Origin of the sequence: Natrarchaeobaculum aegyptiacum, assembly GCF_002156705.1 — an archaeon.
GTDB lineage: Archaea > Halobacteriota > Halobacteria > Halobacteriales > Natrialbaceae > Natrarchaeobaculum > Natrarchaeobaculum aegyptiacum.
Genome location: NZ_CP019893.1, coordinates 3,583,955 through 3,606,433 on the forward strand (window position 1 = coordinate 3,583,955; position 22,479 = coordinate 3,606,433).

At 64.0% G+C, this 22,479-nt stretch carries 18 protein-coding genes and 4 pseudogenes; 9 read left to right on the forward strand and 13 right to left on the reverse strand.

The features are described 5' to 3' along the window. Positions 1-148: 148 nt before the first annotated feature. From B1756_RS17265 to B1756_RS19735, 4 genes and pseudogenes are all read left to right on the forward strand, one after another. Positions 149-712, forward strand: a pseudogene (locus tag B1756_RS17265) (PhoU domain-containing protein); the annotation flags it as partial. Between the two features lie 125 nt (positions 713-837). Continuing rightward, positions 838-936 (forward strand): annotated as a pseudogene (locus B1756_RS19980) (iron ABC transporter permease); the annotation flags it as partial. A 3-nt stretch (positions 937-939) separates the two neighbouring features. After that, a pseudogene (locus tag B1756_RS20295) lies at positions 940-1,098 on the forward strand (ATP-binding cassette domain-containing protein); the annotation flags it as partial. 172 nt (positions 1,099-1,270) lie between these two features. Continuing rightward, positions 1,271-1,546: a TOBE domain-containing protein gene (locus tag B1756_RS19735; protein ID WP_186336478.1), complete on the forward strand. Its 276-nt coding sequence runs from the start codon at positions 1,271-1,273 to the stop codon at positions 1,544-1,546. 69 nt (positions 1,547-1,615) lie between these two features. Here B1756_RS19735 and B1756_RS17275 read toward each other — a convergent pair whose 3' ends face one another. The 7 genes from B1756_RS17275 to B1756_RS17305 all read right to left on the reverse strand — a co-directional run bounded on the left by B1756_RS17275 (position 1,616) and on the right by B1756_RS17305 (position 11,065). Continuing rightward, a complete protein-coding gene (locus tag B1756_RS17275) occupies positions 1,616-1,882 on the reverse strand; it encodes a PRC-barrel domain-containing protein (RefSeq protein WP_086889672.1) in 267 nt (88 codons plus the stop codon). 135 nt (positions 1,883-2,017) lie between these two features. Next, positions 2,018-3,361 (reverse strand): RimK family alpha-L-glutamate ligase, encoded by a 1,344-nt coding sequence (locus B1756_RS17280; protein ID WP_086889673.1) that lies wholly within the window; start codon positions 3,359-3,361, stop codon positions 2,018-2,020. Positions 3,362-3,571: 210 nt separating this feature from the next. Then, positions 3,572-5,056: a flippase gene (locus B1756_RS17285; protein WP_086889674.1), complete on the reverse strand. Its 1,485-nt coding sequence runs from the start codon at positions 5,054-5,056 to the stop codon at positions 3,572-3,574. A 309-nt stretch (positions 5,057-5,365) separates the two neighbouring features. Then, complete coding sequence (locus B1756_RS17290; RefSeq protein ID WP_086889675.1) at positions 5,366-7,504, reverse strand: glycosyltransferase family 2 protein; 2,139 nt, start codon at positions 7,502-7,504, stop codon at positions 5,366-5,368. 110 nt (positions 7,505-7,614) lie between these two features. Then, positions 7,615-9,297, reverse strand: a complete 1,683-nt coding sequence (locus B1756_RS17295) for an acyl-CoA mutase large subunit family protein (protein WP_086889676.1) — start codon at positions 9,295-9,297, stop codon at positions 7,615-7,617. Positions 9,298-9,447: 150 nt separating this feature from the next. Continuing rightward, positions 9,448-10,032: a GNAT family N-acetyltransferase gene (locus B1756_RS17300; protein ID WP_086889677.1), complete on the reverse strand. Its 585-nt coding sequence runs from the start codon at positions 10,030-10,032 to the stop codon at positions 9,448-9,450. Between the two features lie 85 nt (positions 10,033-10,117). After that, positions 10,118-11,065, reverse strand: coding sequence for a DUF7983 family protein (locus B1756_RS17305; RefSeq protein WP_086889678.1), 948 nt, complete (start codon positions 11,063-11,065; stop codon positions 10,118-10,120). 160 nt (positions 11,066-11,225) lie between these two features. On the opposite strand from B1756_RS17305, the gene B1756_RS17310 reads away from it, so the two are divergent. After that, positions 11,226-12,890, forward strand: coding sequence for an aldehyde ferredoxin oxidoreductase C-terminal domain-containing protein (locus B1756_RS17310; RefSeq protein WP_086889679.1), 1,665 nt, complete (start codon positions 11,226-11,228; stop codon positions 12,888-12,890). A 164-nt stretch (positions 12,891-13,054) separates the two neighbouring features. Here B1756_RS17310 and B1756_RS17315 read toward each other — a convergent pair. The 5 genes and pseudogenes from B1756_RS17315 to B1756_RS17335 form a co-directional block, all read right to left on the reverse strand. Next, positions 13,055-13,488: pseudogene (locus B1756_RS17315) on the reverse strand (MFS transporter); the annotation flags it as partial. Positions 13,489-13,550: 62 nt separating this feature from the next. Beyond that, positions 13,551-13,832 (reverse strand): ubiquitin-like small modifier protein 1, encoded by a 282-nt coding sequence (locus tag B1756_RS17320; protein WP_086889680.1) that lies wholly within the window; start codon positions 13,830-13,832, stop codon positions 13,551-13,553. A gap of 76 nt (positions 13,833-13,908) precedes the next feature. Next, positions 13,909-14,649 carry a hypothetical protein gene (locus tag B1756_RS17325; RefSeq protein ID WP_086889681.1) on the reverse strand — a complete coding sequence of 247 codons (741 nt, stop codon included), beginning with the start codon at positions 14,647-14,649 and terminating at the stop codon, positions 13,909-13,911. 335 nt (positions 14,650-14,984) lie between these two features. Continuing rightward, on the reverse strand, positions 14,985-16,136 hold the full coding sequence (gene dnaJ, locus B1756_RS17330; RefSeq protein ID WP_086889682.1) for a molecular chaperone DnaJ: 1,152 nt from the start codon (positions 16,134-16,136) through the stop codon (positions 14,985-14,987). Between the two features lie 103 nt (positions 16,137-16,239). Next, positions 16,240-17,235, reverse strand: a complete 996-nt coding sequence (locus B1756_RS17335) for a phosphate uptake regulator PhoU (RefSeq protein ID WP_086889683.1) — start codon at positions 17,233-17,235, stop codon at positions 16,240-16,242. Between the two features lie 213 nt (positions 17,236-17,448). On the opposite strand from B1756_RS17335, the gene B1756_RS17340 reads away from it, so the two are divergent. The 4 genes from B1756_RS17340 (at position 17,449) to pstB (ending at position 21,459) form a co-directional block, all read left to right on the forward strand. Beyond that, entirely contained in the window at positions 17,449-18,432 is a 984-nt protein-coding gene (locus tag B1756_RS17340) for a PstS family phosphate ABC transporter substrate-binding protein (RefSeq protein ID WP_086889684.1), read from the forward strand. Beyond that, positions 18,429-19,352: a phosphate ABC transporter permease subunit PstC gene (gene pstC / locus B1756_RS17345; protein ID WP_086889685.1), complete on the forward strand. Its 924-nt coding sequence runs from the start codon at positions 18,429-18,431 to the stop codon at positions 19,350-19,352. The genes B1756_RS17340 and pstC overlap by 4 nt, the downstream gene beginning before the upstream one ends. Next, the gene (gene pstA, locus B1756_RS17350; RefSeq protein WP_086889686.1) at positions 19,349-20,284 is read left to right on the forward strand and encodes a phosphate ABC transporter permease PstA; all 936 of its coding nucleotides are present in this window, start codon (positions 19,349-19,351) and stop codon (positions 20,282-20,284) included. Before pstC ends, pstA begins: the two co-directional genes overlap by 4 nt. Before the next feature lie 302 nt (positions 20,285-20,586). Continuing rightward, on the forward strand, positions 20,587-21,459 hold the full coding sequence (gene pstB, locus B1756_RS17355) for a phosphate ABC transporter ATP-binding protein PstB (RefSeq protein WP_086890245.1): 873 nt from the start codon (positions 20,587-20,589) through the stop codon (positions 21,457-21,459). 264 nt (positions 21,460-21,723) lie between these two features. On the opposite strand, the gene B1756_RS17360 is transcribed toward pstB, so the two are convergent. Beyond that, positions 21,724-22,461 (reverse strand): HNH endonuclease, encoded by a 738-nt coding sequence (locus B1756_RS17360; RefSeq protein WP_086889687.1) that lies wholly within the window; start codon positions 22,459-22,461, stop codon positions 21,724-21,726. Between the last annotated feature and the right edge of the window lie 18 nt (positions 22,462-22,479).

Here is a 22,479-nt window from a genome sequence, read left to right on the forward strand (position 1 = left end):
GAGTGGCAACGCCGTCGCGTCGGCGGCTGACCGCCGCCGACAGCGACGACTCTGCTCGATCTTCGGTCAGAACTCCCGTCAATCACTACCGATCAGGATGAAACTGCGGCTTCAGTCCAAGCTGGCAGGGACGCTTTGTGAGGTACTGATGCTCGAGGATTCGGTGATCGCACTCGTCGAGAACGACGACGACGTTGCCCACGACGTGATCGAACGGGACGACGACGTCGACCGGCTTTTTCTTGTCGTCTCGCGAATCTTCCGCGCGACGCTCCGTTCGCCACGAGCAGCCGAGGAGCTTGGTGTTTCACGGGAGGACTGTTTCGACTACCACTCATGTGCTCGTCAACTCGAACGAATCGGCGACCACGCCGTCAAGATCAGCAAACTGGCGCTCAAGCTAGACGACATTCCGGCGGACGTCGCCGCCGCTCTTCAGAATCTGCACCGGGATGTCGCGACTATCGTTGACCAGTCTATGGATGGACTGTTCGCCGAAGAGAACGACGAGGCGACCGAACTCAGCCACACCGCACTCGAGTCAGTTCTGGATATCGACGAACACACGCGGCATATCGACGACATGTTACGTGATCTCGACCCCGTTCAAGCGCAGTCACTGGGCCTCATTTTGGACTCGCTGTCGCGAAGTGCCGACTACGGAGGGAATATTGCAGAAACAGCTCTGCAAAAGGCCGCACCAACCCCCTGACGCTCAAGTTACAGCCCGCTGTCAAAAGTCGGACTCTCAGTGGTTGTGCTCTCCAAAACTGGTTGCGGCGAGCGCCTACCGATATGCGTCAAATCCGTCGCTAACCGATCGATCAATTTCGATCGATAGCGTTCCCGACGACAGAGCGTGAGCGCGAGCGTCGACGGATAGTCGTCATGCGCCTTCCATTTTTCGTGCTCGCGACGTTCGCCGGGTTCGTTCCGTGAATTCGGGACGGCGAAACGCTCGGTATCGTCGGGCCCTCCGGGTGCGGCAAGACGACCACGCTACGGACGATCGCCGGATTCGAAACGCCGACTGACGGCCGAGTCACCTTCGACGGAACCGATGTTACACACGTCCCACCCGAGAAGCGAAATGTCGGGTCGGGACGCCGGATCGCATCTACAGGCAGAGCAGGCCGAGTGCCTCGGGGCTTGACCCCGAGGCGGTTCACCGACGGCCAGCTAACGAGTTCGTGCCACGTTCGTCGGAACGTCGAACCTGTTGACCGGTGTCGCTCGAGACGATCGAATCGATCTCGGATTCACCGAACTCGTGGGCGATACGCGGGCGACTGGCGAGGTCACGGTTGCCGCTCGGCCCGAAGATTTCTCGCTCGGCGGGGCAGTTGATGCAACTGTCCTCGAGACGACGTGCCTCGGCCACCGAACGGATCTCCAAGTGGAACTCGCCGATGGGAACGTGATCACGATTCAGGTAGACGGCGATGCCGAGTACCGGACTGGTGACGAGATCGGTGTCGAGATCGATCCTGAGAAGGTGCAGGTTTTCCCAACAGAATTTCGTGAGGGGATCAATGCTGTCGCGTAGCCAAACTATCGGGATTAACTGACAGCCGAAGAATCCCGTATTCGTCTTCGGATCGGACGTATTCGAGTGCTAAACGCGTTGCCGTGAGGGATTTTGCTGTCGCCGGTGCTCGAGCATCAGGTAATCGTCGACGCTCTCGACCAGGCTCACCGGAATCCGGAGCAGGCCGTCGTCGGTCTGTTCGAACCCGAACGTCGAATCGTTCGAGGGGGTCACCAGAATCGACTCGAGTTCGCCGGTCGTGACGTTTCCGGTGACGTTGCGGACGGTGCCGACGTCTTTGCCGTCGGATCGCATGACGGGCTTGTTCGAGAGGGTAGACGCGAGGACTGTCATCCGGAGCAGTTTTCCACAATCGTGCACATAAAAATTGTTTAATTTCAGCAACACGATCCAGTATCGTACTGCGTCCGGTCGGGGCCCGGTATCGACCGCCACTCGAGCTGGTCCAAACCGCAGATCTGCGTCGGACTACTCTTCTTCTTCGGGCGAGTCGAGTTCGTCCCCGTCGACGCGGCGACTGACGTCGACCTGATAGTGCTCGAGGATGTCCCGGCCGAGGAGGACGGCGTAGTCCATGTGACTGCGGTCTTCGACGCTGGCGGTGACGGTGTGCTGGTTGCCGCCGACGCCGACGACGACGTCGACCACGGGGCGGCTTCGGGTGGTCTTGCTGCTGCCGGATTTCACGCGTGTGATCGACTTGATCGGCCCGGCACCGATTTCGGCGGCCAGCGAGGTGTCGATACTGGTCCGGGTCGCACCCGTGTCGGACTTCGCGTGGACGGTCGCCGATCCGCTGGTGCCCGAGAGGACGACTTCCTCGATGTAGCCGATGACGGCGCGCTCTTCGGAGACCGGGGTGGGCTGGCTCGGCTGGGCGCTCGGGCGGCTGTCGTCGAGCACGGTCGCCAGTTCACGAACCCGCCCCTGGTCGACGCTACCGCCAGCGCGTTCGATGGCCAGCGCCGCGATGTAGGGTGCCGGGCTGACGTGGGTCGCCTCGTAGAGACCCTTGAATCCCGCCGTGGGGTTGACCTCGAGGACGAACCAGCCGTCGTCGCCCTCAACGAGGTCGACGCCAGCGTAGTCCAGCCCGACGGCACCGGCGGCCATCCGGGCCATCTCCCGGGCTTCCGGCGGGAGGTCGTCTGTCGCGTCTTCGACGGACCCACCGAGGGCGACGTTGGTTCGCCAGTCGTTGTCGGGTGCGTAGCGGTACATCGCGGCGACGATGTCGTCGCCGACGACGTAGACCCGGACGTCCCGGTGGCGCTCGCCGTCGCGGTCGACGAGTTCCTGCAGGAAGGCGTAGCGGTTGCCCACCTTGGCGTTGATCGGGTCGTCGGGGCCGACCTTCCAGGTGCCGCCGCCGTGGGTGCCGATCGCGGTCTTGTAGACGGCCTCGTCGTCGTAGCGCGTCCGGGCCGCCGCGAGGGTATCGCTGTCGAGTGCGAGCGTGACGTCCGGCGTCCGCACGTCGTTCGCGGCGAGCGTCGTCGCCGTCGCGAGCTTGTGGATCGCTGTCAGGACCGACGCCGGCGTGTTGAGCGTCGGCACCAGCTGGGCGAACGTGTTCGCGAGCCCGAGCTCCTCGGCAGGGTGTTCAGTGTTCGAGAGCAGCATCCGATTGGCGATCACGTCGACCTCCGGCTCCAGGACGACGGTCCCGTCGGTGACGCTGATCGCCGTGTTTTCGGTTCGAAGCCATTCGGAGTCGTGCCCCAGCGCCTCGACGGCGTTCAGGATCGCTTTGGTTTCCTTGCTCGTATGAAGACTCAGTACCCCAACAGTGACGGGATCGGCGTCGGTCATACACCTACAACGCCAGGCCGCCGGATAGTATTTCGCGTTCCCAACCTGTTCCACACGTGTCGACAGGACACACGCTCATCACCACCTTAATATCATATTTCGAAGCATTTCGTTCGGGGAGCGCGTCAACCGACGGGTTCAGCCGATCACTGGACGTGCAGTGTCATCCGTTGTTCACACGCCTCCGATGGACGGATCGGCCCCTCGCTCTCAGTGAGACTCCCCGGATCGAACGACCGACCGAACCTGTCGAAGATCGAGCATTCCGCTGACGACCGCGAGGACGGCCCAGGTGGCCGCTCCAAGCGCGATCGCACCGACGAGCATGACCGGACTCGAGATCATAGGAACGACCAGCCAGACGGCGCCGGCCATCACGGCCGTGATCGCACAGATCAGGCCGATCGAGCGGGCGAGCCGCCGAAGTCGCAACGAGAGCTCGAGGTGGACGACGTAGAGGTTCACGGCGACGTAGACGGTGTGAGTCATCACCGTCGCGATGGCGGCGCCGACGACACCGATCGTCGGAATCAACAGGATGTTCAGGCCGAAGTTGGCGATCGAGGTCGCCCCCTTGGCGATCGCTCGTTCGCGGGCACGCCCGAGGTAGTCCAGGCTGTCGCTCGTGAGGTTCGTGATCGACTGCAACAGGACGAATCCGGCGAGGATTTGCAACACCGGGACGGCACCAGCGTAGTCGGCCCCGAAGACCAACGTGACGAACGGCTCGGCGACGAGGACGAGCCCCACGGCGGCGGGTACGTAGACGAGCATCGTGTGGGTCAGCGACGTCTCGTAGATCTGGCGAGCCTGCTCGAGTTTGCCAGCGGCCTTCTGCTCGCCGAAGTTCGGTGAGATTGTAAAACCCAGCGATTCTGCGGGTGCGAGCACGAAGTCCGTGATCTGTTTGCCGAGGGTGTAAAAGGCGACTGCCGTGGGCGTCAGGAAGACGCCCACGAGGACCGTGTCGATTTGCTTGTCGATCACGTTCGCACTCCGGGTCGCTGTCAACGGAACGCTGTACTCGAGCAGTCGGCGGGAGAGGCCCTCCTCGTACTCGTCGGCGGGCTCGGTGGGCCGGTAGAACGTGAGGTAGATGATCCCGAGGCCGACCACGGCGGCGATAGCGTAGCCGACGACGTAGCCGAACAGCGCCCCCAGTGCGCCGAAGCCGAGGAGGACGAACGCGACGGCGAAGGCGAGCCGGGCAGCCCCGGAGATGGCCTGTACAGCGGCGCTGTACTCGAGGCGGTTGAATCCCTGGAGAGCGACCTGCGAGAAGACGTTGAACGAATTGGCGATGATGTAGAGGACGCCGATGGCGAGAAAGGGCGCGGCGCTCGGATCGCCGAGCAAGATAGCAATCTGTTCGTGAAAGAGCAAGAGTGCGTAGCAGACGACCGCGAGGACGATCAGCTTGACTGCAATTGTCGACCGCAGAAGGTACGGAATCTGGCCGGCGTCGGTCTCGCGGTACTCCGAGACGTACCGGGCGACGGACTTCCCGAGTCCGAGGTCTGCGAACAACTGGACGACCGCGAGGATACCGATCGCCCAGTAGAGCGCGCCGTAACCGTCCGGATCGAGCAGATAGCTCGCCAGAACCCACATCAACAGCGCACTCGAGATCATGTAGACCGCGCGGGCGACCAGTGTCGCTTTGAATCCGCGAACGATGTGTTCCTGTCGACTCATTGTGGTGAATAGGCAGACGAACGAGCCGGCTCAGTCCAGCCGCTGACCGTCGACCGCTCGCTCACCCGTAGCGACGCCGAATCGCCCAATTGTAATGGGGAGACAACAGCGGGTCGACCTCGAGCTGGCCCGCGACAGGCCCTGTAAGCGAAGATTACTGTCGGTGAAGGCCAGCACTACGTTTCGAGTGGCATCCGAGCGTGCGATCACAGCGTTCTAACACTCGAGTTGCTCGCAGGGAAGCCACGAGTAGCCGGAAACGACGATCGACGGCCCGTTCGATTGGCGGTAGTACAGAGACCGCAGCGATCACGCCGATTCGCGCTCTCGCTCGCTATCCTGGTCGTGTGGTGGCTCCGGCGGCGCGTCCACTCCAGCGACGGTTTTCGTCGTGACGTCCCAGACACCGGGGGAACCGGCGACCTGTAGATACAGCGAATGAAGCTGCACGACCCATCCGAAGACGATCCACAGGTTCGCGTAAACGATCGTTTCCACGACCCGGGTCGGCGTCACTGTTGCAGGAATCTCCGGATCGGCGACCGCTGCGTAGCCGTACACGATCGACCGGGCCGGCAGCAAGAACACGGCAAGTGCGATGGCGAGGAGAATCGGAAGCGGCGGCGCGAACCCGATGAACCAGAGCAGAAAGAAGATCGGGAAAACAGTCACGAACGGTGAGCTCACCGGGATAAACAGCACCCACGTCAGTCCCAGCGTTCGCCGCCAGCCGAGTTCCCGCCAGGATCGCCAGATAGAGCCGACGTGGAGCCGTGTCACCTGTGCCCAGCCCCTCGACCAGCGGATTCGCTGGCGGACCAGGTCCCAGACCGTTTTCGGCGACGACTCCCACACTACCATCTGCTGATCGTACACCACCTCCCAGTCGGTCTCGAGGTAGAGACGGATCGTCAGTTCGATATCCTCGGTGAGAACGCCCTCGGTCCAGCCGCCGACCGACGGCGAGACTTCGCGACGGAAGATCGCTGCCGACCCGGCGAAGTGCCCCGCCTCGAAGACGTCGTCGACGAACGGGTGGTCGATCCACGTGCTGTACTGGCGTTCGAGGCTGACAAATCGCGACAGCTGACTCTCGTCCGGGCGCGCCGCTGCTTTTCGACCCTGAACGACGCCGACGTCGGGGTGATCCCGAAGGTGAGCCAGTCCTCGAGCTACGAACTCGTCGTCGACGAACTCGTCGGCGTCGACGATGAGTGCATACGGCGTCTCCACGTGGTCCCAGGCCGCATTGAGGTCGCCGGCTTTCGATCCCGTCGTCCCCTCGATGACGCGAAGCCGGTCGGGATACTCGGTCTCGAACCGTCGAGCCACGGCGACGGTATCGTCCGTGGACTTCGTTGCCGGGACCACGATGAACGGTAGAGCAGAAAGTGTCTCGAGGTTGTGCTCGAGGGTTTCGGGGAGCACTGGCCCTTCGAAGGCAGCCGCGACTACGACGGTGACAGGCGGGTCCTCGGGCATCGACGGGGGTGGCTCGCGAACCCGTCGGCGAGCGTGCAGGACCTGGAGATACTCGAGCGTCACACTAAGTACGAGAATTCCGAGATATCCGCCGAGCACCCACAGAAAGAGCCCTAGTGCGACCAGAAAGACGGCGAGCACCAGCGCGTTCAACGCGAGAACGATCACGACAGCGTGTTCGACGATGGTCGCGCCGGTACTCGTGAGTACCTCGCTGGCAGTCGGCGGTGGACCTGGAGCGGCGAGCGTCGCGAGGACGATCACCGACGCAACGCCGGCCACGACAGCCGTCGACCGACCCAGGGTGTCGGCAGGAATCAGGATGCCCTCTCGAGCGGTGAAACTCGACGCGACGGCAGCGGCGATGGCAACGATGACGACCACGAGCAAGACGCCCTCCCAGTACCGGGCTTCGGTCCCCGGTTGAGGTGGAATCACTACGTCGACGAGTTGTTGCATCCAGAACTGGTGAACTACCAGTATCGAGAAGCCGACGATGTAGACGATCACGGCGAGGCCGGGTTCAGATGGGATCCACCCGAGAACTCGCGCGCTTCCAACGAAGACGAGACCGTGCCCCACGAAAAGGAGACACCACCGAACGGCACGCGACGCGCTCGAGGGGCGAATTTCGAGGGCGAGCAAGAACAGCTGGGCTGCGGTCGCGTACAGGACGACGCGGACGTCCGTCGGGACGCGAGGAGAGAGCGTCGCGCTGGCAGTCAACGAAAGTGCGAGTAAGCCGACCGCCGCAAACACGACGGGGAGTACGCCACCAGACCGTTGGGCTGTGGTTGCTCTGGCGTGGCGAAGCGCCGCAACGAGCGCGAGAACCGAGAGGATACCTCCCCCAGCGGCTACGAGCACGCCACCCAGGGGGTCGATATCGAGACCCAGGCCGACGACGCCGACGATCGCTACGGCCGTCGACAGGGACCAGACGACTCTGTACAGACTGAGCGACACTCGAGGCGCTACACCGAACGAAAGAAAAAACCCGGGTGGAAACGCGGGTTCTGCGAAGACCCACGCTGTCGATCGTACTTGAACAGTCGCCGCCACTCGATGTATTCCGTTCAGACCGCGCTACCGGGCTGGTACTCGCCGAATTCGTCACGCATCACGTTACAGATCTCACCGACGGTCGCGTACGCTTTCACCGCGTCGATGATGTACGGCAGCAAGTTGTCCTCACCCCGGGCGGCCTCGCGGAGTGCCTCGAGTTTCGCGTCGACGGCCTCGTCGTCGCGGTCTTCCCGCGTCGACTCGAGACCCGCGATCTTGCGGCGTTCGTCTTCTTTGGTGATCTCTTCGACGTCGATCTCGGTCTCTTCTTCGACTTCGAACTCGTTGACGCCGACGATGATCCGCTCGCCTGCTTCGATCTCCCGCTGTCGCTCGAAGGCGGTATCCTGGATCTGTCGCTGGACCCACTGCTGGTCGATGGCCTCGAGCATGCCGCCGCGGTCGTCGACCTCCTCGAGGAGTTCGTAGGCCTCCTGTTCGACCTGATCGGTGAGGCTCTCGACGTAGTAGCTGCCGGCGAGTGGGTCGATCGTGTCGGCTGCACCCGACTCGTGGGCGAGAATCTGCTGGGTTCGGAGTGCAGTTCGCACGGATTCTTCGGTCGGGAGCGCGAGCGCCTCGTCTTTGCCGTTGGTATGGAGACTCTGGGTCCCGCCAAGCACCGCCGCCAGCGCCTGGTAGGCCACCCGGACCACGTTGTTCTCGATCTGCTGGGCGGTCAGCATCGAACCCGCGGTCTGGGTGTGGAACTTGAGCTGTTTGGACTTGGGATTCTGGGCGTCGAAGCGCTCGTCCATGATGTCGTGCCACATCCGGCGGGCGGCCCGGAACTTCGCGACCTCCTCGAAGATGTTGTTGTGTCCGTTGAAGAAAAAGGAAAGCTGGGGGGCGAACTCGTCGACGTCGAGGCCGGCGTCGATCGCTGCCTCGACGTACTCGATGCCGTTACCGAGCGTGAACGCCAGCTCCTGAGCGGCGGTCGCACCTGCCTCGCGGATGTGATAGCCCGAGATGGAGATGGTGTTGAATTTCGGCGTCTCCTCGGCACAGAATTCGAAGATGTCCGTGATGATCCGCATCGATGGCTCGGGCGGATAGATGTAGGTGTTTCGTGCGGCGTACTCTTTCAGCAGGTCGTTCTGGATCGTCCCGCGGAGTTGCTCACGGTCGACGCCCTGACGGTCTCCCACCGCGATGTAGAGTGCGAGCAGGACGGACGCGGGCGCGTTGATCGTCATCGAGGTCGAAACCTCGTCGAGTGGGATTCCATCGAAGACGGTCTCCATGTCCGCGAGTGAGTCGATCGCGACGCCAGCCTTCCCGACCTCGCCGGCGGCCATCGAGGCATCGGAGTCGTAGCCCATCTGGGTCGGCAGGTCGAACGCCATCGAGAGCCCCGTCTGGCCCTGGTCGAGCAGGTAGTGAAACCGCTCGTTCGTATCCTCAGGCGTCGAGAAGCCGGCGTACTGGCGCATCGTCCAGAGCCGTCCCCGGTAGCCCGTCGAGTAGACCCCGCGCGTGTACGGTGGCTCGCCCGGGTAGCCCAGGTCCTCCTCGTAGTCGAGGTCGGCCACGTCCGCTGGCGTGTAGAGTCGGTCGACCTCCTGTCCCCCGGTGTCCGTCGTGAACGTCTCCTTTCGCTCGCCGAAGCGGTCGACGACGGGCTCGACCGATTCCTCGTGCCACTCCTCGCGACCGGCACGAATCTCCTCGAGTTCGTCGGGATCGAACATTAGGAATACCGACGAGACGCCCCGGCTTGAACCTTGATGATTCGTCCGATGGGTACGATCGATCGCCCGGAAAAGCACGAGACGAGAAGCGGCGAGACTCGACGGGCGATCGGGGTCGGTCGCGATGCGATCCCGACCCGTCTGTGTCAGTTACCGGCCCGTATCGTACTTGTACGTCGCCGAATCGGGGTCGATCCCGAAGTCCTCCGCCGTCTCCTCGTCTTCGTGACCCTCGTCGTGGTCCGAAGCGCGTTTGAACGACTCACGGAGGCGTTCGGGCATCCGGAACCGGTCGACGTCGATCGCGTACGGGACGGCCTCGGGATCGACGCCATCGCGTTTCTCCTCGAGGCGTCCCTGCAGCGTCGGCGGGAGGTCGGATTCGTCGATCCGGCGGAAGCCAAACTGGGCGAGGTAGCTCCCCGAGCCGGTCAGCGTGTAGACCGTTTCGAACCCCTCGTCGCCCGCGTACTCGAGGAGGCGTTCGACGACGTGTGCGCCGACGCCCTGGCCGCGCCACTCCTCGACGACGCCGATGCTCGTGAGTTCGAGGACGTCTTCGTCGTCGTCGGTCCGGTGGACGCGAATCCGACCGAAGCCGGCCTTCTCGCCGGATTCCTCGTCGACGGCGACCACGTAATCGCGAGATCGAAACGCCGTCGCGTCGAGACCCAGTGCCTCGATGTTGTCGAGCAGCCAGACCTCCTCCCTGTTTTTCGCGTCCCGTACGTACATACCTGCGCGTACGGAACCTGCGGGCAAAAGAATTTGTGGGCACAGGATACCGTCGACTGCCCACGTCGACTCGAGTCCGGAGCAGTCAGTCGGCAGACAGCGCGTCCTCGAGTCGGTTCTCGATGGTCTCGAGTTCGTCCCGCAGTGCCTCGCCCTCGGGCCCCTCGAGCGACTCGATTCGGTCGGCGATCCCCTGTAGCCGGGAGTACTTCTCGTCTTCGTCGATGCCCGTCTTCTGGGCGTAGACGGTCTCTTCGACGTCGAAGACGTCTGTTTCTTCGAGATCGGTCGCCTCGACGACGACGTCGAGTTTCGAGGGATCGACGCCGGTGACCCACTCGCGGGGGACGCCGTGGTCGTCGAGAGCCGCGAATACCGTCTCGTCGTCCTTCGGTCGTCGGCGCGTTCTGGTCGTTCGACGGACGGTTCCGTACCGACCGTGGAGCGTCTGATCGGGACCGAGTCGCTCGAGGATCGGCTCTCGTGCGGCTTTCCGCAGGCGGTCGGCACCACGCTGGACGTCCGAGGACAGGACGTAGCAGTCGGTCAGTACGTCAGTGTCGAGCCTCGAGAGGTCGGCCTCGTCGACGAGATCGAGGCGTTCGACGAGCGCGGCGAGCAACAGCGCGTCGTCGTGAATGCGTTCGACCTGCGTGCGTGCTTCACTGGCGGGGACGACAAACGGGTTGTCCTCGCCTTCGTCTGCGTCGACGTCGGAATCAGGCTCGTATACGAGTGCGTCGGCCCGGACGGCGAACTCGTCGGCCAGCGAGAGGATCACAGCGTACGGTTCGACGCCCGGTTGTAGCGCGTCGAGGTCGATCCGATCGGTCTCTAGCTGGTCGACCAGCACGGAGAACTGCTCGCGCCAGAGGGGCCGTTCCTCGCCGCTGTCGGCGAAGGAGACGACGATTAGGTCCGCGTCGGTTCGGCGCACGTCGAACCGTCGGTCCGACACCGGCGTGAGGAGTACCGAACCGGGCTCGAGTGCCTCGCACTGCGTTCGAAGGTGGCCCCATCGGTCGTCGTTCATACGGTAGCTACCGCCGCTCGAGGCAAAAAGCGGCCGCCGGCAGATGCCGCGATGACGGCGATGGTGGCTGGCCTCACCGGTTCGGTCCGTCGCGGCCTCTACTGTGACCTCGACCGGAACAAACGTACAACTAAGATGGTTCACCTGATACCGTGTGAACATGCTACACGCGACCGGGCCGATGCTCACCGTCGACGTCGGTGACCGAACGGCCACCGAGACGGAAATCGACGAGTCCCTCGAGACCTACGTCGGGGGGCGAGCGCTCGCCACGGCACTGGCTCACGACCGGATTCCGTTCGACGCCGACCCGTTCGGTCCCGAGAACCGTGCGTACCTCTCGACGGGGCCGCTCCAGCAGTCACAGATGTCCTTTACAGGTCGAATGAACCTGACCGGCCTCTCGCCACTGACCGACGGACTGGCCTCCGCGAACGCGGGGGGATATCTCTCGCGAAACTTCGTCGCCACCGGCATCAGCGTCCTCGAGCTGGTCGGCGAGAGCGACGACCTGCTCGCGATCCACGTCACCGATTCTGGCATCGAGTTCGAGGAAGTTCCAGAACTCGAGGGAGCGACCGTCCCGAAGACCTCCGAGTACATGGCAGACACCCACGGTCTCGGTCCCGACAACTGCGTCGCTATCGGGCCGGCCGGCGAGAACCTCGTGCGCTTTGCCTCGGTAATGACCTTCGACTCGCGGGCGTTCGGCCGCGGGGGGCTAGGAGCGATCCTCGGTGCGAAGAACGTCAAGTGCATCACGTTCGACGGCGACCAGGAACCGCCCCTCGAGATTCCGAACCCGCCGGAGTCAGAGGTCCACCGGGAGGCAGCCACCTCGGACGACCGGATGCGGTCGCAGGGAACTGCCGGCGGGACGGAGTTCATCAACGACTCGTTCTCGCTTCCGACGCGCTACTTCGAGGACTACGAGTTCGAACACGCCGAGGACATCGGCGGGCAGGCCGTCGCCGAGAAGAAGTACAAGAAGGGAGCCTGCTCGGCCTGTGCGTACGCCTGTAAGCTTCCAACGCGGGACGAGGAGACGGGCGTCGAGACGGAGGGGCCGGAGTTCGAGACTATCTACGCCTTCGGATCGATGCAGGGCGTCGGCGACCTCGTGGACGTCATGCGGGGCAACGAACTCTGTGATACCCTCGGGATGGACACCATTTCCGCGGGGGTAACCGTCGCGGCTTACCTCGCCAGCGAAGACGAGTTCGGCAACGCCGAACTGGCTCAGGAAGTCACCGAGAAAATCGCACACAGAGAGGGCGTCGGCGACCTGCTCGCGGAAGGGGTCGACCGCTGTCACGACGAACTCGGCGTCGAGAACCTGACCGTCAAAGGTCTCGAGTTTGCCGCCCACGACGGGCGCGTCCTCCACGGACAGGGACTCTCCTACGCCGTGGCAAACCGGGGGGCTGACCACCTCTACGCCAGCATGCTTCGGCTCGAGTACAGCGGCGAGTTGAACCCGGAAGGAACCCTCGGCAAGGCCGACCGACTCGTGGAAGCCGAGAACGCCGCCGCCTTCCTCGACACCGGCATCATCTGTGTCTTCGGCCGCGACTACGTCACGCCCGAACGGATGGAAGTGCTGTTCGACGCCGACTACGAGGAGCTGCTCGAGGTCGGGGCGAAGGCCGTCGAACTCGAGCGTCACTTCAACAACCAGCGCGGCTTCGACCGCGAGGACGATCAGGTGCCCTACGAGTTGCCGGACCTCGAGGAAGCGATCGACGAGTACTACGCGGCTCGCGGCTGGACGGACGAGGGCGTCGTTTCGGAGCTGTCGGCCGAGCCGGCAGTCGCGGACGACTGACGGTTGGTCGTCCGGGACCGGATCACGATCACGGACCCGACGTGCTCACGACGAGATACCAGCGGAGCAGGAGGCCGATGGCCGGGAACGCTGCCAGAACGACCAAGAGCAGTGCGGTCCCGCCGTACGTGATCGCAACCCCGGCGATCGACGCCTCCGCGGCGGAGTCGCCACTCGAGGACGAGCAACTCGATCGCGGCGACGAGTGGACCGAAGGCGGTCCCGACGTTGCCCGCGACGCCGTGGTAGGCAGGACGGTTCACTGTGAGTGAGAGCCGGGAGTGATCAACGAGAGGCCGGCGGAGTGAGACAGGCTCGCTGTGGCCCCCAGAGGACGAGCGCGAACCCGCCGCCCATTCCCGCCATCGAGGCGTCGACGAGGCGTTTCGAACCGATCCGGTCGGCGAGAGCCTCGCTCGAGAGCGCCGACGCCGATCAGTGCGTAGTCGACCGCGACGACCGTTCCCAGCACGGCCGCGGACACGTCGAACGCGTCGAGCCAGATCACCACGAACAGCGGGATCGTGAGTTCGTAGACGGAAAACGGTGCGTTCCCGAGCATCGTGAACCGGGCGATCGCCCGGTCGGTTCGATTCAGCGTCCGCCCACAGCCGCTCGAGGCCAGACACCGTGCGCTGGCTCGACGCTGGCAGGGGCGAGTCATCCGCCGTAGACCGACGGCACCAGCCGGATCACGTCGCCGTCCTCGAGGTCGGTCGCCAGTCCGTCGAGGTGGACGACGTGTCGCCCGTTCCTCGAGACGACCGTGTCACCTGCGAGTTCCGAGCCATCGTCCGCGAGGATCTCGCCCTCGAGAGCGGGGTACGCTTCCTCGAGTTCCGCGAGCAGGTCGCCGACGGTCTCGCAGTCGGTCTCGCGGACGAGCGACTTCTCGCCGATGGCGTCCCGGAACGGCCCGTAGAAGCAACACTCGAGTTTCACGACCGATGATACGAGGAGCGGTGATTTGTAAGCGACGGTCCCGGTCAGCGGCGGCAATCAGGCACAGCAATCCGTCTCAGTACTCGAGGGTCCGGGGATCGATCCGCGTCGGTTCCGGTGCCGACGCCGTCGCGACGGCGAACGCACCGTGTTCGTCGGGCACCTCGTCGTCACCCGTTAGCACGATCACCCCGTCGACGAGCAGTGGGACGAGCACGCCAGCGACGACCGCTCCCGGTGCGGCGAGTGAGTCACGGACGACGACGCGGTCGCCAGCTTCGATCCCGTAGTCGTCGACGACCGATCGGGCCGCCTCGAGTGCCTCTCCGTGGGTGAGCGTCCGATCACCGTCGGTCAGGTACGCCGTGTCGGGGTCGACCTCGAGCGGCGGAAACGCCGGGTTCTCGGTCCAGACGCCGGCGTCGAAGTGGTGGACGCCCGCTTCCTCGGGTTTCGCGCCGTACCCCACGCGCTGGGTTCCTCGCGGCAGCTCGTACGCGCCGGACTCGACGACCGGGACCGGCGCGACGAACGCACGAACGTTCTCGACCTCACCGAGATCAGACGGCGGGTCGAACCGCGTGGTCGCCTCGAGCAACGTACTCCCGAGATGTGCGAGTAGCGCGAACGGACCCTCCCCCACGATTCCGACCGTTACCCCGTTTCGAACGCCGAGGTGGCGCAGGAAGTTCCCCGATTGCCAGGCCGTACTGCAGAGCCAGTGGTGATCGAACGCCCGCCCGGTGGCGTCGACGAGCGCCGTTCGATCGGGCTCGAGGTCGCCGGTCAGCAACTCGTCCACCGTTGTCGCAGTCATACCCGGTACTCGGGCGGGAGACGAAAAAAGGCCGCCGACTCGAGTCGGCCTGCAGGAGGTTGCCACCACGACAGCGGAATCAGAACGCAGAGGATGATCTCGTCGGTTCATCCCGGAGGAATCGGGCTTTCCTCGAGCGACAGACCAGACCGTCACTCGTCGCAGAACACCTCGAACGTGGCGCTTCCGCACCGACATCCCGAGGGCTGCCCGATCGGACGGACTTCACCATCGGCTCGTTGCGTGCTCGCGTACGAGCGTCCACAGTCGGTGCACGTCGCCGCGACTTTCCGTGGTGTACCAGTCGTCGACTCGAGTGGCGTCGCGCAGACGCCCTAAAACGCCCGTTTGATCTTCTCGAAGAAGCCCTCGCTGACGTCGATTTCGTCGCCGCCCGCCTCGGCGAACGCCTCGAGTGCCTCGCGTTGTTCCTCGTTTAGCTGCTTGGGGGTAACGACCTGCACCTGCACGTAGAGGTCACCCTGACCGCGACCGCGCAGGCGGGGCATTCCCTTGCCCTCGAGGCGGAACGTCTCGCCGCTCTGGGTGGCCTTCGGGACGTCGAACTCGACGGTCCCGTCGAGGGTGGGAACCGAGACGGTGTCGCCGAAGACTGCCTGCGGGAACGAGATCGGTAAGTGGTATCGGAGGTCGTCGCCTTCGCGTTCGAACTCGCCGTGTTCGCGGACCCTGACGTCGATCAGGAGGTCACCGTGGGGACCGCCCTCGGGACTTGGTGCTCCCTCGCCTTCCATCCGGAGGGTCTGGCCGTCGTCGATTCCCGGCGGGACGTCGATCGTCAGGGTAGCTTCGTTGCGGACGTACCCCTCGCCGTGACACTCGCTGCAGGTCTCGCTGTAGAGGGTACCTTCGCCGCCACAGCGTCGACACGCAGTCGTCTGCTGGACTCGCCCGAGCGGCGTCTGCTGGACCTGTGTGACCTGCCCGCGACCCTGACACTCGGGGCAGGTCCGGGCGTCGGCGTCGGGCGGATGGCCGTCGCCGTCACAGGCGTCACAGGCCTCGGGACGCTCGAGCGTGAACTGTTTTTCCGCACCCTCGAAGGCTTCCTCGAGGTCGATCTCGAGTTCGGTGCGAAGATCACGGCCCTTGCGTGGACGACGGCGACCGCGGCCGCCGCCACCGCCGAAAACCTGTTCGAAGAGGTCGCCGAGGCCCCCACCGCCGCCCATGCCGCCCATGCCGCCGAACGGGTCCCCGCCCATGCCGCCGCCCTCGCCAGCGTCGAAACCGTGTTTCTCGGCCTGCTCGTAGCGCTCGTGACCCATCCGGTCGTAGGCCTCGCGCTTATCGTCGTCGGTGAGGACCTGTTTTGCCTTCTGGATCTTCTTGAACTTCTCCTCGGCGTCCGGGTCGTCGCTGACGTCCGGATGGTACTCCGTCGCCTTCGACCGGTATGCCTGCTTGATCTCCTCGGCTGAGGCGTCCCGGCTCACGCCGAGGATCTCGTAGAAATCCTCACTCATTCGTTAGCCACCGATACTGGATTGAACCACTTGAAACGAACGTTCTCGGGCGAATCTCCGCCCGCTCCGTTCGGCGCTCGGACGACCACCCCTCGCTACCCGATCAGGGCCGTGGGGCCGCCTTCTGGAGGGCCGTCTCCGCGATGTTCCCGCCGTAGTCGGCGCTCCGTGAGAGCGAGTCGACGATCAACCCGAGCGACTGGGCCTGGATCGGATCTAACTCGCGGAGCATGTCGTCGATCGTGCGCGTGTGTTCGTCGATCTCGAGGACGGCCTCGCGTGCGGCGTGTCCGAGCTGGTTCGCTTCGTCGGAATCTTCGGCGTAGAGGGCGTCCATCGCCTTCTCGAGGACGTCAGAGGCATCCGCGCGAAGGTCGGCGAGGGCGTCGGCGACGTCCGCTGGAATGTCGTCGAGTTTCAGCGCGAGATTCGAGATCTTGGCGGCGTGGTCGGCGACGCGCTCGAGCTGGCGCGCACTCGAGTGGTAGTCGAAACAGTCCTCGCGGGGGACCCCCAGTTCCTCTGCGGCGCGAGGCGAGCGAAGCGTCGCCCGGAAGATCCGGGAGACCACGAGCCAGAGACGGTCGACGTCGTCGTCGCGTTCGATCACGTCGAGTGCGACGTCGTCGTCGTTCTCGATCAGCGCGGTGACGGCGTCTGCGAGCATCGAAATGGCGATCAGGCGCATCCGCGAGACGGCGTTGACGATCGAGAGCTCCGAGGAGTCGAGCAAGTCCTGAATGACGACGCTGTCGGTGGTCTCCTCCAGGATCTCGACGCCGACCAGACTCTGGGTGGCGTCCCGGATCGCCCGCCGTTGCTCGGTCGTGATCCGGGTCGCCTGAAGTCGAATGATGTCGAAGCCGCTGACGTACATCGTCATCACGGCCCGGGTGAGTCGTTCGCCCTCGAGATCGGAGACGTCGAGCGTTCCTTCCTGACGTCTCGACTCCGACCGGGGCGTCAACAGGAGCGAATCACCTTCCGGGAAGAACTCGACGGTCGTCCCAGCCTCGACGCCGTTTTCGGTCGCCCACGTCTTCGGCAGCGATACCGTATACGTAGATCCGCCGGTCACCTGGACCTTCCGCGTCTCCATACGGGCCGTTCGAACGGCGACACTATAAATCACCACCCATCTATGTATCTCACGTTCGAGTCGGTCTGCCACCTGTTGAGAATCCTGTGTCCAGTCGACGATTGGGACAGGAAGGTCAATGCCGCGCCCATGGTGTGGTACTTGGAAACGAACATAGCACTATATAGAAATCATAGAAGGGTATTTAGACGGGTCGAGCCGTAGCTGCTGGCAATGGGAACGGAGCCGATTCCGGGACGTGGTGGCTACACGCGCCGTCGCGTTCTCCTCGGCGCTGCCGGGGCGTCGATGGCCGGGTTGGCGGGGTGTATCGTCCACGGCGAAGACAGCGGTCTCGAGGGCGAGATCGTCGTCGACGGCTCGAACACGCTCCGGCCGACGACCGCCCTCGTCGCCGAACAGTTCATGTGGCAGAACAACCAGGTCGAAATCCCCATCAGACCGGCCGGGACGGGGGCCGGCTTTCAGCAATTTTGTCGCGGCGAAACCGACCTGCAGAACGCGAGCCGCGAGATCGCCGACGACGAGCGAGACCTCTGTGACGAGACCGGCGTCGACTGGTTCAGGCTCGACGTCGTGATGGACGGCATCGCGATCATGAAACACGAGGACAACGATCGTGTGGAGTCCCTGACGACCGACCAGCTGCGCGAGCTGTGGCAGCGTGGCTCGGACGTCGAGACCTGGCAGGATCTGGACGACGACTGGCCCGACGAGGAGATCTCGCTGTACGGTCGCGACACGGCCTCTGGGACGTTCGACTACTTCACCGAAACGATCACCGGCAACGTCGGAAACATTCGCGCCGATTACAGCGGCACGCCCGACACGAACGCGATCATTCGCGGCGTTCGCGGCGACCGGTACGCGGTCGGCTTCGGCGGCATGGGATATTACGAGGAGAACCAGGAGGGCCTCGACCTGATCGGCGTCGAGGACACGGATACCGACGCCGACGGCCCGGTGTTCCCCGACGCGGACACGATTCGGGAGGGAACGTACAGCCCGCTCTCGAGACCAATGTTTCTCTACGTCCGGGAGGCCGCCATCGAGCGGGAGCCGGTCCGACGTTTCCTCCGGTTTTACCTCGATAACGTTCAACAGGCTGCTCTCGATACAGGCTTTTTCGAGATCCCCGACGAGACGATCGACGAACAGCACGCGAAACTCGACGAAAAATACGAGGCCTACGAATGAGCTCGGAACCGATCGACCTGCGGAGAGAGCAAAACAACGTCGGCTCGATCGTCGACAGAGCCGCGAAGTGGATCTTCTTCTCCTGTGCGCTCGTCACCGTCCTGACGACGCTGGCGATCATCCTCGTCCTCGTCGACGGGGCGGTCGACTTCTTCTCGCACGTCTCGGTCGTGGAGTACCTTACGGGAACCGAATGGAACCCACGAGACGCGGCCGACCCGAGCTTCGGCGTGTTGCCGCTGGTCTGGGGAACGCTGGTGATCACCGTCGGGTCGGCGTTGATCGCGATTCCGGTCGGCACCCTGACGGCGATCTACCTCTCGGAGTACGCCGACGAACGCGTCCGAAACGTACTGAAACCGACGCTCGAGGTGCTCGCGGGGATCCCGACCATCGTCTACGGGTTCTTCGCGCTCTCGTTTATCACGCCGATCATCCAGCTCGTTTACCCGGGCGTGGGCGTGTTCAACGCGCTCTCGGGGATCATCGTCGTCGGGATCATGATCATCCCGATGGTCTCGTCGATCTCGGAAGACGCGATGAGTTCGGTGCCGGACTCGCTCCGAAACGCGGCCTACGGACTGGGGGCGACGAAGTTCGAAGTGTCGACTCAGGTCGTCTTACCCGCCTCGCTGTCGGGGATTCTCGCGGCGTACATCCTCGCGATCTCGAGAGCGATCGGTGAGACGATGGCCGTCACACTGGCCGTCGGCATGTTGCCCCAGATCACCGCCAGCCCGTTCGCGGAGATGCAGACGATGACCGCGTACATGGTCGAAATCGGGACGGGTGACGCGTCGGTCGGGTCGATCGGCTACATGAGCCTGTTCGCGCTCGGGCTGACACTGTTCCTGATGACGTTCACGATGAACATTGGAAGCATGTGGGTCCGGTCACGCTACCGGGAGGAGTACGAATGAGCACGGGCACCGAATCTGACGGCTTCGACCTCGAGGACGCCTCGATCGAGCGAATGCAGCTGTACGGCCGCATCTTCCTCGGCCTCTGTCTCGCGGCTGCACTCGTCGGGATCGTCGCCTTGCTCGCGCTGCTGTACGACGTCGTCAGCGAGGCCTGGGGCTGGCTCACCTGGGAGTTCCTGACGCACCCGCCGTCGATGCTCGTCGAACACTACAATCCCGGAAACTACGGCGACCTGCCGACCGGCCCCGGCGGCATCTACCCCGCGCTCGTCGGGTCGATCTACCTGATCTTCCTCACCGCGATCTTCACGCTCGTGCTCGGGGTCGGCGCGGCGATCTACCTCGAGGAGTACGCCGCCGACACCCGCCTGACCCAGCTGATCGAGGCGAACATCGCCAACCTCGCGGGCGTTCCCTCAATCGTCTACGGGCTGCTCGGGCTGGCACTGTTCGTCCGGGCGATGGGCGCAGGCTCGAGTCTCATCGCCGGTGCGTTGACGCTGACGCTGCTGATCCTGCCCATCGTCATCGTCCAGACTCAGGAGGCGTTGCGAGCGGTTCCGGATTCGATGCGGAACGCGTCCTACGGTGCCGGTGCGACGAAGTGGCAGACGATCCGCAGCGTCGTCCTTCCCGAGGCGATTCCGGGAATCATGACGGGGATCATCCTCTCCCTGTCGCGGGCGATCGGCGAGACGGCACCGATCATCATGGTCGGGGCGGCGACGTCGATGTTCGGCCCGCCGACACTCACCGATCCGACGACCTCGTTCGCCGCGATGCCGATGCAGATCTTCGAGTGGGCGAAGGCACCCGAACCGAACTTCCAGCACGTCGCCGCCGCGGGGATCATCGTTCTGCTCAGCGTCCTCTTGCTGATGAACGCGACAGCGATCTACATCCGGAACAAGTACGATCGGCGCGCCTGAACCGCGCCGGTATCGTTCGAATCGACACCTCACGACAGTTTTCCCGCACCTGCCGCTCGATGCCAATCTCCCTTTGCGACGTCTCCCTCGACGGCGACCCGTACCGTCACGATCGTCGTCACTATAGCTCTATATAGGAGACATAGTACGATATTTAGGTCGTGGCTGTTTCGTAGTCGATGATGAGTAACGAGGCGAACGACCGACAGAACGCGTTGAAAGCAACGCTCGCCTCGGTCGTTTCCGGTGACGGCCGTTTCGCAACTGGTAACTTTCTCAGGCTCAATGCCGAGACAACTGGTATGAACCCCGAGTCTGAGGCGGCGACGGAATCGGAACAGACGGAGGTGGGGACCGCTCAGCGCTCGAGCGACGTCGACACGACCGCCGCCGACAGGCCGCTGGGGACGCCCCGGGTCGACGACGCGATCATCGAAGCGCGCGACCTCGACGTCTACTACGGCGATACGCAGGCGCTCCACGGCATCACCATGGACATCCCGGAAAAGCAGGTAACCGCGCTCATCGGTCCCTCGGGCTGTGGGAAATCGACGTTCCTGCGGTCGATCAACCGGATGAACGACCTCATCGACGTCGCTCGCGTCGACGGCGATCTCTACTTTCACGGCAAGAACGTCTACGACGAGGACGTCGACCCCGTCGCGCTTCGCCGGAAGATCGGCATGGTCTTCCAGAAACCCAACCCGTTCCCCAAGAGCATCTTCGACAACGTCGCCTACGGCCTGCGCGTCCAGGGCAAAGACGACGGCGACGTCGAGGGGAAAGTCACGACCGCACTCGAGCGGGCGGCCCTGCTCGACGAGGTCGAGGGGAAACTCGACGAGAGCGGCCTCGACCTCTCCGGCGGCCAGCAACAGCGTCTCTGTATCGCCCGTGCGATCGCTACCGATCCGGAAGTGATCCTGATGGACGAGCCTGCGAGCGCGCTCGACCCCGTCGCGACCTCGAAGATCGAGGATCTGGTCGAGGAACTCGCCGAGGAGTACACGGTCGTGATCGTCACCCACAACATGCAACAGGCCGCGCGCATCTCCGACAGGACGGCCGTCTTCCTCACCGGCGGCCACCTCGTGGAGTTCGACGACACGGAGAAAATCTTCGAGAATCCACAGAGCCAGCGCGTCGAAGACTACATCACCGGCAAGTTCGGGTGACGTCGGCCAGTGGCTGGTCTCCAGCCGGCGGCTCGAGTCGATTGGATCGCCCCGATCCACATCGAATTTATCCGACTCAGTCTGAACGTTCGCTCGAGATGAGAGTCAGTTTCGGACAGTAGCTGCTGGTCTCCGTCGTCGGAATCGGCTTCGTGCTCTTCTTGCTGTTGTTCTTCCCGTGGTGGCTCGCGCTCGTCGGGCTGTTCACGATGGTGCCGTTCTTTCTCAAGGTGTTGACGGCGTGAGTCGTGCGACGCTCGGCGTTCACAGCGAGGTGAACAACAGTGTCGCGAGAACGTACAGCGTCGTGCCGGCGACGAGCCACCGAACTGGCCCTGTGAAGACGAATCGTAGCGGCGTATCGAAGAGTACCCGTTCTCGCAGTGTCCGTGGTTCGCGCCGGACCGCCACCTGCGGAGGGGCGAAGAGGCTCGGTCGAACACGGGCGTCGAGTCGCCGCGTCGAGAGTTCGTGGATCTGTAGCCGACCCATTCCAGTGAGGTCCTCGTACTCACAGCGAGCGTCCGATTCGGCGAGGAAGCCGGCACAGGACTTACAGAGTGTGAAGTGCCCGGAGTCGGGCTCGTCGGGTCCCGAGGGTGGATCGATCCAGGCGACGAGGTCACCGGAGTCCGTTCGTTCGACGCCACAGCGGCTGCAACACTGATCGATCGGTTCGCGCAACCGGGCGACGGGGTCAGGAGCGTCGGGCTTCGGAAACAGCGGCGCCTCGTCACGGACGTCGTCGAACGAGGAGTTGGACTGATGGATCACGCCATGGCAGGGTCGACAGAGGGTTAGCAGGTTCTCGAGGGCGTCGGGACCGCCAGCGCCACGGGGAATCACGTGGTGGGCCTGCAGCGTCCGGTCGTCGGCCCCGCAACGCGTGCAGGCGTAGCCGTCTCGGCGCAGTGTCGCCTGGCGAAGTTCGTCCCATCCCTCGCCGTACCCACGCCGATCCGGGTGATCGGGACGATCAGAGTCGTCACCCTCGCTGCCCATCGGTCACACGTGTGTGCC